The 15,036-nt window shown below is 68.5% G+C and carries 14 protein-coding genes; 5 read left to right on the top strand and 9 right to left on the bottom strand.

Annotated features, from left to right (window positions below; genetic code table 11):
* Positions 1-2 precede the first annotated feature (2 nt).
* From EGT29_RS00420 to EGT29_RS00410, 3 genes are all read right to left on the bottom strand, one after another.
* On the bottom strand, positions 3-1,793 hold the full coding sequence (locus EGT29_RS00420) for a thiamine pyrophosphate-binding protein (protein ID WP_124687172.1): 1,791 nt from the start codon (positions 1,791-1,793) through the stop codon (positions 3-5).
* 36 nt (positions 1,794-1,829) lie between these two features.
* Positions 1,830-2,801: a tripartite tricarboxylate transporter substrate binding protein gene (locus tag EGT29_RS00415; RefSeq protein WP_238160248.1), complete on the bottom strand. Its 972-nt coding sequence runs from the start codon at positions 2,799-2,801 to the stop codon at positions 1,830-1,832.
* A 303-nt stretch (positions 2,802-3,104) separates the two neighbouring features.
* On the bottom strand, positions 3,105-3,899 hold the full coding sequence (locus tag EGT29_RS00410; RefSeq protein ID WP_124687170.1) for an enoyl-CoA hydratase-related protein: 795 nt from the start codon (positions 3,897-3,899) through the stop codon (positions 3,105-3,107).
* A 189-nt stretch (positions 3,900-4,088) separates the two neighbouring features.
* Here EGT29_RS00410 and EGT29_RS00405 point away from each other — a divergent pair, with 189 nt between their 5' ends.
* The 5 genes from EGT29_RS00405 (at position 4,089) to EGT29_RS00390 (ending at position 9,849) form a co-directional block, all read left to right on the top strand.
* Complete coding sequence (locus EGT29_RS00405) at positions 4,089-4,922, top strand: DUF3014 domain-containing protein (RefSeq protein ID WP_124687169.1); 834 nt, start codon at positions 4,089-4,091, stop codon at positions 4,920-4,922.
* Positions 4,923-5,185: 263 nt separating this feature from the next.
* Complete coding sequence (locus EGT29_RS00400; RefSeq protein WP_124687168.1) at positions 5,186-5,689, top strand: (2Fe-2S)-binding protein; 504 nt, start codon at positions 5,186-5,188, stop codon at positions 5,687-5,689.
* Positions 5,686-7,959, top strand: coding sequence for a molybdopterin cofactor-binding domain-containing protein (locus EGT29_RS28675; protein WP_238160247.1), 2,274 nt, complete (start codon positions 5,686-5,688; stop codon positions 7,957-7,959). The genes EGT29_RS00400 and EGT29_RS28675 overlap by 4 nt, the downstream gene beginning before the upstream one ends.
* Positions 7,959-9,290, top strand: coding sequence for a cytochrome c (locus EGT29_RS28670; RefSeq protein WP_238160246.1), 1,332 nt, complete (start codon positions 7,959-7,961; stop codon positions 9,288-9,290). Before EGT29_RS28675 ends, EGT29_RS28670 begins: the two co-directional genes overlap by 1 nt.
* Positions 9,291-9,534: 244 nt before the next feature.
* The gene (locus EGT29_RS00390) at positions 9,535-9,849 is read left to right on the top strand and encodes a DNA-binding protein (RefSeq protein ID WP_124687167.1); all 315 of its coding nucleotides are present in this window, start codon (positions 9,535-9,537) and stop codon (positions 9,847-9,849) included.
* Positions 9,850-9,856: 7 nt separating this feature from the next.
* Here the strand turns inward: EGT29_RS00390 and EGT29_RS00385 are convergent, their stop codons facing one another.
* The 6 genes from EGT29_RS00385 to EGT29_RS00360 all read right to left on the bottom strand — a co-directional run bounded on the left by EGT29_RS00385 (position 9,857) and on the right by EGT29_RS00360 (position 15,033).
* On the bottom strand, positions 9,857-10,948 hold the full coding sequence (locus EGT29_RS00385; RefSeq protein ID WP_124687166.1) for an aromatic ring-hydroxylating dioxygenase subunit alpha: 1,092 nt from the start codon (positions 10,946-10,948) through the stop codon (positions 9,857-9,859).
* A 198-nt stretch (positions 10,949-11,146) separates the two neighbouring features.
* Positions 11,147-12,133 carry a tripartite tricarboxylate transporter substrate binding protein gene (locus EGT29_RS00380; RefSeq protein ID WP_161567637.1) on the bottom strand — a complete coding sequence of 329 codons (987 nt, stop codon included), beginning with the start codon at positions 12,131-12,133 and terminating at the stop codon, positions 11,147-11,149.
* A gap of 45 nt (positions 12,134-12,178) precedes the next feature.
* Positions 12,179-12,748, bottom strand: a complete 570-nt coding sequence (locus EGT29_RS00375; protein WP_124687164.1) for an NADPH-dependent FMN reductase — start codon at positions 12,746-12,748, stop codon at positions 12,179-12,181.
* A 35-nt stretch (positions 12,749-12,783) separates the two neighbouring features.
* Positions 12,784-13,305 carry a DinB family protein gene (locus tag EGT29_RS00370; protein ID WP_124687163.1) on the bottom strand — a complete coding sequence of 174 codons (522 nt, stop codon included), beginning with the start codon at positions 13,303-13,305 and terminating at the stop codon, positions 12,784-12,786.
* Between the two features lie 20 nt (positions 13,306-13,325).
* On the bottom strand, positions 13,326-14,390 hold the full coding sequence (locus tag EGT29_RS00365) for an ABC transporter substrate-binding protein (RefSeq protein WP_161567636.1): 1,065 nt from the start codon (positions 14,388-14,390) through the stop codon (positions 13,326-13,328).
* A 31-nt stretch (positions 14,391-14,421) separates the two neighbouring features.
* The gene (locus EGT29_RS00360) at positions 14,422-15,033 is read right to left on the bottom strand and encodes a nuclear transport factor 2 family protein (RefSeq protein WP_161567635.1); all 612 of its coding nucleotides are present in this window, start codon (positions 15,031-15,033) and stop codon (positions 14,422-14,424) included.
* Positions 15,034-15,036: the final 3 nt, after the last annotated feature.

Below are 15,036 nucleotides of genomic sequence, written 5' to 3'. Positions count from 1 at the left end.
GACTAGTGGCTGGAACGGGTCAGGCCCGCGGTCATGGCGGGGTTGTAGCCGGGCTGGACGATGGCATCGACGACCACGATGCCGCCCTGCCTGACCGCCGCGACGGCCTCGGCCAGGACGCGCTCGAGTTCGTCCGCGCGCCGGACCGGTCCGATGCCGGTCAGCCCCTGCGCCCGGGCGATCGCGGCCAGGTCGGGGGCGGGCTCGTCGATGCGCTGGCCGACCCAGCGGTTCTCGACCGGCCGCCCGCGCTGGCGCGCCACGCGCTCCTGGTGGATCTCGTCATTGAAGAACGAATGGTTGTTGCAGACGATCATCAGCATGGGAATGCCGGCATGGGCGGCGGTCCACAGCGCGTTGACGCCCATCATGTAGTCGCCGTCGCCGATCAGCGCCACCGGCAGGCGATCGCCGCCCTTGAGCGCCAACGCCGATCCGATCGCCATGCCGGGACCGGAGCCCACACCGCCGCCGCCGTCGTAGCCGACGAAATCCAGCGGATGCCGGAAATCCCAGAACTCGCCGCTCCAGCTGAGCGGCAGGCGCGTCAGGCACGTCGGCGCATCGCCCAGCACCTTGCGCAGCACGGCGGCCACCGTGGGCACGGTCATGGGCGCGGCCGGGTCCCCGGGTATCGCAGGACCCGGCACCGGCACCTTCGCCGGCGCCGGCTCACGGCGCGGCGTCACGTGTTCGTTCAGCAGCGCGACCGCGGGTTCGGGTTCGGACAGCAGGAACAGATCCACCGGCGGCAGGCCCTGGTGGTCCATGCTCCAGCCGTTGTGGCTGTAGTGGTCCACCGATACCTGGATGACGCGGCTGCCCACCGGATCGGCGCCCCACGCCTGCTTGAGCGTGCCGGCCAGGTCCAGCCAGTCCAGGCTCAGCACCACGTCGGCCTCGCGCAGCACCTTCTGCGCCTCGGGATGCAGGAACATGCCGCTGGGCGCGGCGTGCAGCGGATGGTCGGTGGGAAAGGCGGCGCCCACCTTCAGGTCGGTCAGCACCTGCGCTTGCAGGGTCTGGGCCAGGCGCACGCGCGCGGCCCAGCCTTCCTCGGACCGCGACACCCGCCCGGCCAGGATGACCGGGCGCTTCGCCCGCGACAGCCATTCCGCCGCCTGCCGCGCCAGCTCGTCCGCGGGACGCGCCGGCGGCGGCGGCAGGTAGCGGGCGGGATCGGGCAGGGGGATGTCCTCGTCGCAGCGCGCCTCCTGCACCGCCGCATCCAGGCAGACATAGACCGGGCCGTGCGGCGCCGTGGTCGCGATCTGGCGGGCGCGCAGCAGGGCTTCCAGCGCGGCGGGCACCGACGCGGGCTGGGCATCCCACTTGACGAAGTGGCGCACCAGCGCGCCCTGGTCCTGCGCGGTATGGATCCAGTCTATCCACGGCCGCCGCTTGGCCGCATCCACCGGCCCGGTCGCGCCCAGAATGATCACCGGCGCGCGGTCCACCCAGGCATCGTAGATGGCCATGGATCCGTGCATCAGGCCCACGTTCGCATGCAGCGCCGCGCCCAGCGGCTTGCCGGTCACCTTGGCATAGCCGTGCGCGATGGCGACCGCGTGTTCTTCGTGCAGGACCACGATCATCTGCGGTTGGCGGTTGCCCAGGTGGTTGACCAGGCTGTCGTGCAGGCCGCGATAGCTCGACCCCGGATTCAGGATCAGATAGGGAATGTCCAGCTCGCGCAGCAGGTCGGCGATCCTGTCGCTTCCCCATGCCACGCCGTCGTGTTCCCACGGCTGCGGTTCATCGCGTCGCACCAGCGATTCGGTCGAGGACTTCATGGTGATTCCTGTGTATGAATGAGGCGAAGAAAAGATTCAATCGACGCGGATGTTGGCGCGCTTGATGACCTCGGCCCAGCGCTTGCGGTCGTCGCGCATCATCCGGTCCAGCTCGGCCGGCGTGCTGGTGGCGGCCTGTATGCCCTGCTCGGCCAGCTTGGCCTGCACCGCCGGCATCTTCAGCGCGCGGTTCAGCTCGGTGTTCAGCTTCTGCACGATCTCGGGCGGCGTGCCGGCGGGCGCGATCAGCCCGATCCAGATGTCGCTCGCGAAGTTCGGCACTTTCTCGGCAATGGTCGGCACCTCGGGCAGCGTCTGCAGCCGCTGCGCGCCCGTCACGCCCAGCGCCTTGAGGCGGCCGTTCTGGATATAGGGCAGCGCGGAATTGATGGGGCAGAACATGACGTCCACCGTGCCCGCCAGCACGTCCACCAGGGCCGGGTTCGAGCCCTTGTAGGGAACGTGGGTCATCTGCGTGGAGGTCAGCGACTGGAATATCTCGGCCGACATGTGCTGCGGGCTGCCCGAACCGGCTGACGCATAGGTCAGCTTGCCCGGCTCGGCCTTGGCCATGGCCACCAGTTCGTCGATGGAGCCGGCCTTCGACGAACTGGGCACGACCAGCGTCATCGGCAGCGTGGCCATCAGGCCGATTCCCATCAGATCCTTCTGCACGTCGAAGGGCAGCTTGGGATACAGCGCGGGATTGACCGCCACGGTCTGGTTGGGCGCGATCCCCAGCGTATAGCCATCGGGCCTGGCCTTGGCCACCTGGTCGGTGCCGATGTTGCCGGCGGCGCCCGGCTTGTTCTCCACCACGAAGGGCTGGCCCAGCGTCTTCGACATTTCCTCGCCCAGCACGCGCGCCAGCACGTCGTTCGATCCGCCCGGCGGCAGCGGCACGATGATGCGTATGGGCTTGCTGGGATAGTCCTGGGCGGACGCGGCCATGGCCGCGCAACAACCGATGAGCGCCGCGGCAAATGCCGCGCGATAGGAATGCTTCATCATGTCTCCTCGCTGTGGGTCCGCGTCGCTCGACCCGACAGGCGTCACGCAGCGGGCCGTTTCGTTGGCGGGGCCATGATAGGGACTCGCATCCGGGCGTTCAATCTTGAATATTGAATCAATTCACTCAACCTTGAATACCGATTCAATGTTCGAAAACGAGGCGACGCGCGCGAGCCGACGCGGACGACGGCGGGGGTCGTCACGGGCTGAGACAAAAGAAGAGGGGAAGAAAAGATGACCGGCGCGCCGGCCGGGAAAGAAAGCCGCCGCGACCAGGACCGGCCACGGCGGCAGCCGGGCTCAGCGTCCCTTGAACACCGGCGCGCGCTTCTCGATGAAGGCGCGCATGCCTTCCTTCTGGTCCTGGCTGTCGAACAGCCGCTCGAAGGCGCGGCGCTCGATCGCCAGCCCGGCTTCCAGGCTGGCGTCCGCGCCCAGCCGCACGGCGTCGCGGATGGCGCGCACCGCCAGCGGCGGCATGGCGCAGATCTGGCGCGCGATGGCCAGGGCGCGTTCGAGCGAGGTACTGTCGGGCACGAGTTCGCTGACCATGTTGGAGTGATAGGCCGTCCGGGCCGGGATGCGGTCGCCCGTGAGCGACCACAACAGCGTCTTGTACTTGCCCGCCGCGCGCAGCAGCCGCTGCGTGCCGCCGCCGCCCGGAATGATGCCCACCTTGATCTCGGGCTGGCCGAAGCTCGCGCCCTCGGCCGCGATGATGATGTCGCAGGCCAGCGCCAGCTCGCATCCGCCACCCAGCGCGAAGCCCTCGACCGCCGCGATGACCGGCTTGCCCAGCCCGCGCAGCACGTGGAACACCTGGTCGCCGCCCTGCAGCGCATGGTCCGTGGGCTGCATGGTGGACATCTCGACGATGTCCGAGCCGGCGACGAAATAGCCGCCGGCGCCGGTCAGCACGATGCAGCCGATGGCCGGATCCTGTTCGAACTCGCGCAGGCAGCGCACCAGCGTGGCCTTGACCTCGGCATTCAGGGCGTTCTTCCGCTCGGGACGGTCGATGACGATGACACCGACGTTGTCGTGACGCTCTTGGCGCACCGGCGCCTTGTTCTGTTGGGCTTGACTGTCAGACATGGGGAATCCAGTGGAGTGGGGAAAGGCGATTGCGGGCTGCGATCTTCGAGGATACACAAAAACGGCGGCGTGCCTCCCGTGCCTTTTCCGCACGCGGCGATGCCGATGCGGCAAAAGCCCCGCGTCTGCCTGTGAACCGCCCCGCGCGGCTGGTACAGTGTTTCCGGATCCAACCGACATAGGCACGCCATGAACCGACTGTCTTCCCTCGTCGTGGTGCTGGCCCTGGCAGCCATCGGCACCGGCCTGTATCTGTGGCTGCGGCCGCAGCCCGAGCCGCCGGCGCCCGTCGTGGAGTCTCCCCCGGCGGTCGCGGAAAGCGCCGAACCGCCCGCGCCGCCGCCGCCCGAACCGGAAATCCAGCACCCCATAGAACCGCCCGCCCCCGCCGCCGCCGAGACGGCCGAACCTCCGGCCGCGCCCGACATCACCGTGGCCATGACCGGCCTGCTGGGCCGGGATGCGGTGCTGTCCTTCTTCAACCTGGACCACTTCATCCAGCGCACGGTGGCGACAGTGGACAACCTGGCCCGCCCGCACGCCCCCCCGAGGGTCTGGCCGGTCAACCCCACCCAGGGCCGCTTCACCGTCGACGGCTCGGCGCCCGGCGAACGCATCGCCGCCGCCAACTACCAGCGCTACCGGCCCTTCGTGGCGGCCATCACCGCCGTCAGCACCGAGAAGGCCGCGGCGCTCTACAAGCAGCTCTATCCCCAGTTCCAGAAGGCCTACGAAGACCTGGGCTACCCGCGCGGCTACTTCAACGACCGCCTGGTGGCCGTGATCGACACGCTGCTGGCCACGCCCGATCCGGCCGAGCCCGTGGCCGTGAACCTGCCCGAGGTGAAAGGCCCCAAGGAACTCCAGCGCCCCTGGGTGAGTTACCAGTTCTCCGACCCCGCCCTGGAGACGCTGACGTCGGGCCAGAAGATCCTGCTGCGCATGGGACCGGACAACCGGCGCGCGCTCAAGGCCAAGCTGGCGGATTTCCGGCGCCAGGTCACGCAGTCGATGTCGCGCTGACGGGCCTCCCGGATATCCCCCGCCAACGGATATTCGTCCCCCTTGCCAACATCAGTTACCGGCTGCTCGGTTTGCATTTGCATCACCATTGGTGTAAACCCTAGGTCTTTTCCCAAGGCGCCGCCACGCATGGCGGCCCTTCCGGCGGCAACAAGTCGACACATCTGCGTGTCCTCGCCGCCCCACGGCCCAGCTAGGGTAATGGTGGCACCGCTCTCCAGGCGGAAGCCGGCCGGTTGAACGCCTCCATACAGGAAACGAACATGGCATCGCTAAAACTCCAGGTAAACGGGGCGGAACGCTCCGTCGAAGCCGACAAAGACACCCCGCTGCTCTACATCCTGCGCAACGACCTGGCCTTGAACGGGCCGAAATTCGGCTGCGGGCTGGGCGAGTGCGGCGCCTGTACGGTGCTGATCGACGGCAAGGCCGCGCGCTCCTGCCTGATCCCGGCGGGCAGCGTGGAAAGCCGGCCCATCGTCACACTGGAAGGCCTGGCCAAGGGCGACGTCCTCGATCCCGTGCAGCAGGCGTTCATCGACGAGAACGCGGCGCAATGCGGCTATTGCATCAACGGCATGATCATGGCCGCGCGGGCGCTGCTGGACCGCAATCCGCGCCCCACCGAAAACGAGATCAAGCAGGCGCTGGCCTATAACCTGTGCCGCTGCGGCACCCACATCGAGATCATCAGGGCGGTGCAGCGCGCCGCCGAACTCCAGGGCAAGGCCGCGCCCAGGACCGCCATGGCGGAGGGCGCGCAATGAATACCCCCATGCACGCCCCGCGCCTCTCGCGCCGACAGTTCCTGGCCGCCACCGGCAGCCTGGCCGTCACCTTCACCTTCCCCGCCCTGGTCAAGCGCGGCATGGCCGCGGCCGGTCCGGCCACCGATGCCGGCTCGCAACTGGTGGACAAGAACCTCGTCTCGGCCTACGTGCAGCTGATGGCCGACGGCACCGTCCGCGCCTGCAACGGCCACGTGGACCTGGGCACCGGCATCCGCACCGCGTTCACGCAGATCGTGGCCGAGGAGCTGGACGTCGACATGAGCCAGGTCACCATGGTGCTGGGCGATACCGACGTGACGCCCAACCAGGGGCCCACCATCGCCAGCAACTCCGTGCAGGCCTCCGCCGTCCCCATGCGCAAGGCCGCGGCGCAGATCCGCCAGCATCTGCTGGAAGAAGCGGCGCGCCGCCACGACGTGCCCGTCTCGTCGCTGGTCACCCGCGACGGCCAGGTGCTGCGCGCCAGCGGCGAGCGGCTCGCGTCCTACGGCGAACTGGTCGGCAACGACACGCAATCGGTGCCGCTGGCGGCCGACGTGCAACTCAAGCCGGTCTCGGCCTACACCGTCGTCGGCCGCCCCGTGCCGCGCCTGGACATCCCCGCCAAGGTCACCGGCAAGCTCACCTACGTCCACGACATGCGGGTGCCGGGCATGCTGCACGCGCGCCTCGTGCGCCCGCCCTACCTGGGCCGCGACTCGGGCGGCATGGTGGCCGCCAGCCTGGAGTCGGTGGACGAGTCCTCGGTAGCCAAGGTGAGGTCGCTGGTGAAGATCGTGGTCATCAAGGACTTCGTGGCGGTCGTCGCGCGGCGCGAGGAAGACGCCATCCTGGCCTCGCGCCTGCTCAAGGTGAAATGGAAGGCGCCGCCGGCGCTGGGCTCCATGGCCTCGCTGACCGACGCGCTGGCCTCCCAACCCTCCAAGCAGCGCCCGTTGAGCAAGAAGGGCGATACGGACAAGGCCCTGGCGGCGGCCAGGCATACGGTGAAGGCCACTTATGTGTGGCCCTACCAGATGCACGGCTCCATCGGCCCCTCGTGCGGGCTGGCCGACTGGAAGGACCAGAAGCTGACCGTCTGGAGCGGCAGCCAGAACCCCCACAACCTGCACAGCGACATCGCCAGGATGCTCGACATTCCCGAAGACCGCATCCGCGTGGTGCGGATGGAGGCCTCGGGCTGCTACGGCCGCAACTGCGCCGACGACGCGTCCGCCGACGCCGCGGTACTGGCGCGCGAACTGGGCCAGCCCGTGCGCGTGCAATACATGCGCGAGGAAGAACACGCCTGGGAACCCAAGGGCACGGCCCAGACCATGGACGTGCATGGCGGCGTCGCCGGCCCCGACTCGCTGGCCTATCGCTTCGGCACCCGCTACCCCTCGAACGGCGCGCCGCTGCTGGCCTCGCTGCTGATGGGCAAGGAAAAGGCCGAGGCCACGGTGTTCGAGATGGGCGACCGCACCGCCATCCCGCAATACCGCGCCTCGGACCTCGACATCGTGGCGCTGGACATGGCCCCCATCGTGCGCGCCTCGTGGATGCGCGGCGTGGCCGCGCTGCCCAACGTCTTCGCCCACGAATCCTTCATGGACGAGCTCGCGGCCAAGGAAGGCGCCGATCCGGTCGAGTTCCGCCTGCGTTTCATGGAGGACCCTCGTCCCATCGCGCTGCTCAAGGCCGTGGCCGCGAAGGCCGGCTGGCAGCCGCGCAAGGCGCCGGCCGAACGCCCCACCAAGGGCGTCGTCAAGGGCCGCGGCGTCTCCCAGCACCAGTACGTGCACGGCACCTTCCCCGGCGTGGGCGCCTCGTGGTGCGCCTGGGTGGCCGACGTCGAGGTCGACCTGGATACCGGCAAGGTCCGCGTGACCCGCGTCGTGGCCGGCCAGGACTGCGGCCTGATGATCAATCCCGACGGCGTGCGCCACCAGGTCCAGGGCAACGTCATCCAGACCGTCAGCCGCACGCTCAAGGAAAGCGTGAGCTTCGACCAGAACGGCGTCTCCAGCCTGGAATGGGGCGCCTATCCCATCCTCAAGTTCACCGACCTGCCCGAGGTCGACGTGGTGCTGATGCCCCCCGACGGCAATCCGCCATTGGGATCGGGCGAATCAGCATCCGTTCCCGGGCCCGCCGCCATCGCCAACGCGATCTTCGACGCCACCGGCCTGCGCCTGCGTGAAGCGCCGTTCACCCCTGAACGCGTGCGCGCGGCCCTCGCCGCCGCCAACAAGGAGGCCAAATAATGAGCCGCGCAGCCAAGTGGTCGCTGACCATCGTCATCCTGCTGGTCGTCGTGGCGGCCGGCGTCGCCCTGTTCGCGCATGAACCCGAGATCCCGACCGCGTCGATCGACCCCAAGCAGTTCCCCGAGGAACAAGTCCGGCGCGGCCAGGAAGTCGCCTCCGCCAGCATGTGCGTCGTCTGCCACACCGCCCCGGGCGGGGCGGTCAACGCGGGCGGGTTCCACATGGAGACGCCTTTCGGCGTCATCGTCTCGACCAACATCACGCCCGACGCCGAGACCGGCATAGGCGGATGGTCGTTCGAGGCCTTCGAACGCGCCATGCGGCGCGGCGTCGCCCGCGACGGCACGCACCTCTATCCGGCCTTCCCGTACACCTCGTTCACCAAGATGACCGACGAGGACATGCGGGACCTGTACGCCTACATGATGAGCCAGCCGCCGGTGCGCAACGAACCGCAGGCCACCCGCCTGCCGTTCCCGTTCAACCAGCGCGTGCTGATGGCCGGGTGGAACCTGCTGTTCCTGGATCGCGACCCGGTCGCCAAGGTGGCCTCGGAATCCGAAGCGTGGAACCGCGGCCAGTACCTCGCGGTCGCGCTGGGCCACTGCAGCGCCTGCCACACGCCCCGCAACGCGCTGGGCGCCGAGGAAGGCGGCAAGTCCTACCTGGGCGGCGGCAGCGCCGAAGGCTGGATCGCGCCCGCGCTCAACGCCTCGTCCAAGGCGCCGATCGCATGGACCGAGCAGGCCCTGTTCGACTACCTGCGCTCGGGCTATTCCGACCAGCATGGCGCGGCCGGCGCGTCCATGACGCCGGTGGTGCGCGTGGGCACCTCGCAGATCGCCGAAGCCGACACCCGCGCGCTGGCCACCTACATCGCCAGCCAGATGGCCGGCGCCGCGCAGCAGGGCAAGTCCGGCCCCACGCCGCAGCAGCGCGAGGCGGCGGCGCAAGCCGCGGTGGCCACCACCGGCACGCTGGGCGCCCGCATCTACGCCAACGCCTGCGCGGCCTGCCACCACCCCGGCCCCGGCGGTCCCGACCTGTTCGGCACCCAGCCGCCGCTATGGCTGGCCACTTCGCTGAACCTGGACCAGCCCGACAACGTGATCCGCTACGTCCTGAACGGCACCCAGCACGACGCCGGCAACCCGCGCGGCGGCCACATGCCCGGCTATGCGTATGCGCTGAACGATGCGCAGGTCACGGCCGTGGTGCAGTTCATGCGCGAGTCCTTCACCGGCCAGCCGGCCTGGAGCGGCGTGCAGGACGCGGTGAAACGGATCCGGGGCGAGTATCCGCTGGCGTTGCAGGGCAGGGGGGAATAACGGCGACAGGGCGCCAAGGCGCCCATGCGCAAGCCAGCCAGAAAGGGTGGCCTCGAATCGAGGCCACCCTTTTTTTGAGGGGCAAGGCTGAAAAGCTCCTACTACGTATTTCGTGACGCAGTCATACCAGGGACTATCGGACAAGGAACGTTCATTCCTATCGACTGAAAATTCGTCTATAAACGAAAATATCGCGTATCGGCAGCGGTTGACTGCTGGCAGGACTGGAAACGACGAGGCAACCATGAAAAGCAGGCCCCATGACGACGCAATGGCGGAGCTGTACCGCAGCGACCCGGCGCTGGCATTGGAAGTCATCAACGACATCCTGAAAGATGGCGACCAGGCCGAGCTGCTGATCGTGCTGCGCCAGCTCGCACAGGCGTTCGGAGGCGTGCAGGCCGTGGCCCGCCAGGCACGGCTGAATCCGACGCAGCTCTATCGCACGCTCTCGCCCACGGGCAACCCCGCCTTGAGCAGCGTGACGGCCATACTGAAGGCAATGGGATTGCGGCTGGCGGTACAGCCGCTGCCCTTGGCGGAGCAAACGTCCGCCTGATTACCCTTCAACCCGCCGCGGCGGCCTGCGCCGTTGCCGCTTCGGCGGACGCGGCGATGCGACTGGCCCGTTCGGCGGCTTCCGCGGCCAGCAGGCGGTCCAGCACGACGCGCGACTGCACGCCGCCGGCATCGATGTTGAGCTTCAGGATCTTGCGGCCCGGGTTCTCGGACAGGTTGCGCTGCTGCGCTTCCAGCATGTCGAGGTCCTCGCCGAAGATCTTGCCCTGGCCTTCGCGGATGGTGGCCGTGAGCTGTTCGTCGTTGGGCTTGAAGTTGCGCGCCATGCCCCAGAAGTACCAGATCGAGGTCTCGGTCTCGGGGGTGATGAAGTCGACCACGATGCTGGAGGCCTTGGACTCGGCCGGCGCGTCGTAGCCGCCCTTGCCGGCATGCGCCACGCCCACTTCGATCAGCACGTGGCTGGGGGGTGTGAAGCGGCAGATCTGCCAGCGGTCGCACGGCACGTCGTCGGCCAGGCCGTTGCCGCGCAGCGCGGCGGCCCAGAACGGGGGCGGCTTGATGTTTTCCATGTGGCGGCTGGTCACGACCTCGTCGCCGATGGTCTTGGTGGACGGCGCCGATTCCTCGATCTCGGCCTGGCCGATGCTGCTGGCATGGACGTAGGTCTCATGGGTCAGGTCCATGAGGTTGTCGATCATGAGGCGGTAGTCGCAATGGATGTGGTACAGCCCGCCGCCATAGGCCCAGTCGGGGCTTTCGGCCCATTCCAGGTGATGGATCTTGGCGGGATCGGCCAGTTCGGCGTCGCCCGGCCATACCCAGATGAAGCCGTAGCGTTCCACGGCCGGGTAGCTGCGGATGCTGGGGAAGGCGCGCACGCGCTGCCCGGTCATGCCGGCGCAGGTACCGTCCGGGTTCATGCGCAGGCCGTGGTAGCCGCACACCAGTTCGCCCTTGTCGATGAAACCGAGCGACAGCGGTGCGCCGCGGTGGGGACAGAAGTCTTCCAGCGCGGACACCTTGCCGTCCTGGCCCCGGTAGAAGACCATGCGTTCGCCGCAGATCTGGCGACCGAGCGGCTTTTCGGCGATTTCATCGGGGGTACAGGCGACGTACCAGGTGTTCTTCAGAAACATGGTCTTCCTCCAGGAGCCCGGCCCGTGGCAGCGGCTGGGCGCATGCGAGGAACGGAGCATCATCAAATCTGTATACAGGTTGATTTTGCTCCGGAATCAAAACGATGGAAATAGCGGGAAAACCCTAGGATTTTTGCACTATAACTTCAGTAATGTCCTTCCCTTGTGGAAAATCTGTATACAGGACTGCACAACCCGCTACTGCTCCAGCGTAATGCCTCGCTTGCGGATCACGTCTCCCCAGCGCTTCAGGTCGCTGGCGGTCAAGGCCGCCATCTCGGCCTTTCCGCCCTCCAGCGGTTCGACGCCGATCTCGCGCAGGCGCGTCTGGACGTCGGAGCTCTTCACGATGGCCTGCAGGGCGGCCGACAATTTGTCCACGGTCGCCGCGGGCGTGCCCGCCGGCACGACCACGCCCTGCCAGGCATAGGCCACGATGTCGCCCGCCCCGGCCTCGGCCAGCGTCGGGATGTCCGGCAGCGAGGGCAGGCGGGCCGCCTCGGCCACGCCCAGCGCGCGCAGCTTGCCCGCCTGGACCTGCCGCATGCCGGTGGGCACGCCTATGAAAGAGACGCCGATGTGGCCGCCCAGCAGGTCCTGGGTCAGCGGCGCGGTGCCCTTGTAGGGTACGTGCAGCAGCGGCGCGCCGGTCATTTCCTTGAACAGTTCGCCGGCCAGGTGCTGCGGACTGCCCAGGCCGGGTGAGGCGTAGCCCATGGATCCGGCCGCGGCCTTGGCCAGGCGCACCAGCGACGCGACCGAGTCCGCCGGCACCACCTGCGGATTGACCACCAGCAGCAGAGGAAACTTGCCGTACAGGGCCACGGGCGCGAAGTCGCGCGACGGGTCGTAGGGCAGCTTCTTGTAGAGCAGGGGGTTGAAGACGACCGTGCCGTTGTCGACCGAGAACAGCGTATAGCCGTCCGGAGCGGACTTGGCCGCCGTTTCCGCCGCGACGATGGTGGCCGCGCCGGGGTGGTTCTCGACAATGACGGGCTGCCCCAGCTTCTCGGCCAGCCGGGCCGCCAGGATCCGCACCGCGTTGTCGCTCCCCCCGCCGGCCGGATAGCCGACGATCCACCGCAAGGGCTTGGCCGGGAATCCCTGTGCATGAACGCCGGGGGCGGCCAGGCCCAGCATCGCAATGCCCCCGATCTGCAGCAACCGCTTCATCAATCTGAACATCGCCATTCTCCGGTAGGAACGCTATGTCTGAACGCGGGACGGGCCCTAGGCCCGCCCGCGCCGCACGAACTGCACGAACTTCTCCAGGGCCGCCATCTGCCGGCCCAGGATTTCGCGGGTGGGGGCGTCGGTCAGCGCGCCGGCCGCATCGAACTTGGCCGGCGCCATCCCGATGAAGATCTCGGGCTTGTTCAGCACCAGGGCATCCAGGAAGACCATGATCTTGCGCAGGTCGTACTGCGAGCGCGCGCCGCCCAGCGGCCCCTGGGTGGCGCTGAGGATGGCGACCGGCTTGCCGGCGAAGGGCTGGTCGTCGCCCCGCGAGATCCAGTCGATCGCGTTCTTCAGGACGCCGGACACCGAGAAGTTGTATTCCGGGCTGGCGATCAGCACGGCATCGGCGCCGCGCACGGCCTCCCGAGCCTTCCGGACCGCCGCGGGCATGCCCGCGGCCAGGACGTCGGCGTCGAACATGGGGAAGTCCCGGATGTCGAGCACCGACAATTCCATGCCCGGCGGCATGAGGCTGCCGGCCGCCTCCAGGGCCAGCCGGTTGTAGGAGGCTTTGCGCAGGCTGCCGCACAGGCCCGCGATGCGTAGGGAAGAAGTCGTCATGGGTCAGGACCGCCAATGAATGAAAGAAAAGGGCATCAGGCCATGATGGCCGGGTTGAACTCGAAGAACTCGGGCCCGACCACGTCGCTCTGCCGCAGGTAGATGTCGATGTTGCCCACGTGAAAGGCGCGGTGGGCGTACATGCCCCACAGCAGCCCCATGCCGGACCATTCGCGGCCGACGAAGTGCACCTTCCGGCCGAGGTCCGCGGGCGTATAGCGGCCCAGCGCCTCGAGGTTTTCCTCGTGCAGGGCGAGCGCCGTCGCGCGCAGGTCCCCATCTTCGAAACGGGCCGCTGCGGCGGGATCGCTGGGCAGGGGAATGACGCCGCCCGGCTCGCACACCGGAATGGCGCGCACCCAGTTGCGCTCGGCCAGCACCGTATGGATCAGCAGGCTGCGCACGGTGATGCGCGACACCCGCGTGCCGAAGCGCGTGCTGGCGTTCTCGATCGGGGCCCAGTCCATCTTGCCGGCATCCATGCGCGCCACCCAGTCGTCGGAGTAGCGGACCAGTCGGTCGAACAGGGTCAGGAAGCGGGTGAATTCCTCGGGCATGGCGGTCTCCTTTCTTGTGTTCACAGGGGCACGGCCGCTTCGCCGGCCAGTATTTCCCGGGCGCGCCGCAGCGGGCCGTGGTCGACGAAATCCTCGAAGGCGATCGGCGCGGCCAGGAAACCGTGCCGCAGCAAGTGGTCGTGCTGCACCCGCAGCGCCTCCACCCACTCGGGCCGCAGGTCGACCTCGAGCTGGCGATGCACGTCTTGCGGAAAGGCCGCGTCCACGAGTTCCTCGGGCAGGCCGGTATCGGCGGCGATGATGCGCTTGGCCTCGCGTTCGTTGGCCGCCGCCCAGGCTGCCGCGCGCAGGACCGCGGCCAGGCAGCGCGCCACCAGTTCCGGCTGCTCGGCCAGCAGGTCCTCGCTCACGGTCAGGGCCAGCGGCGCATCGTTGTTCACGCGGCCGGCCAGGTCGGGACTGGAGGCTGCATCGGCAATGGCGACCGCACCGGTGAATCCCATGACCACGGCGGCGATCGCGCCCTGGCTGTACAGCGCGTCCACCTCGCCCCGGACCAGGGCGAAGGCTTCCTCGCGCTGGTGGCCCAGCATGCAATGCGCGCCCCAGAGAGTGGCCGTCTGGGCGGTGGAGGCCGTCGCCCCATCCATGAACGTCCGGTTGGTCGAGACCGGGGTCATTGCCACGTCGTCCATGGTCATGCCCTCGAGCGCCAGCGCGAGCTCGGTGCCGCGCAGCGACGAGGCCTTCCAGAAATCGATGGAATCGCCCGCGCGTATCGGCAGCGAGACCTTCCTGCCGGCCAGTTCCCGCACCGACGCGATGCCGCTGTCCGGCATGACCAGCATGGGCTTGATGCTGTCGTTCCACGACAGGCCGATCAGCTTGACCCGGCCCCCGCGCGAGCGGGTCACCAGCGGCGGACCGTTGCCGCCGTGGCGAAAGGAGTTGGGCTGGGAATGATGGAAATGCGACTGCCTGACCTGATTGTCGGTGCTCGATGCGAGCGACCGCGCCACGATGCCGTCGCGCGCCAGCTCGGCATCGAGCAAGCCCCGCTCGACGGCGACGCCGAACGCCGTCGGCACCGGGCAGCGGGTGTACCAGAGAGTGGAAGGATTCATCGTGCGGGACTCACCGTTCAATAAAGAATGTTCACTGGCCATCGCGCCGCTCCAGCCATGCCCAGGCGTCGCGCCGCAATTGCCGCTCGGCCTCGCTGCCGCCTACCACCGTGGAGGCGGGCACGTCGCGGCCCTTCCTGCGTTGCCGCAGGCGCATGAAGGCCAGCCCGGCATCCGGGGCGGCCAGGTCGACCTCGCGCAGCCACGCCGGCGCCTCGCCCTGCGCCGGATCGAGGCGATCCTTGTCGAAGATCGCGGTCCAGTGCAGGATGCCCCACCTGCCATTGCGCCGTTCCACCTGGTCGAGGAAACGGCAGCAGCCCGTGTAGTCGAACAGTTGCCCGTCGATGTATTCGCGGATCAGGATGGCCATGTCGGATTCCAGCAGGGCCCGGTCGCCGCGCGGGTCCACGCGGCAGTTCCCGACCCAGTGCTTGCCGTGTTCGCCGGGCTTGCGCGCCGCGTCGCTGGCCGCCAGCAGCGGCACCAGGTCAGCGACCTTGCCGTTGAACCACGAGATGCTGGCCGTCGCCTCCGGATGGAAGCAGCCGGCCATGCCGGCGAAATCGCCTTGGTCGCGATGGAAGGCCCATCGCTGCCGCAGGCTTCGTATGGCGAGGTCGTCGGCGGCGGAAGAAGACATGGC

It is taken from the genome of Pigmentiphaga sp. H8, assembly GCF_003854895.1.
Classification (GTDB): Bacteria; Pseudomonadota; Gammaproteobacteria; order Burkholderiales; family Burkholderiaceae_B; genus Pigmentiphaga.
This window is presented reverse-complemented; position numbering and strand designations above follow the sequence as displayed.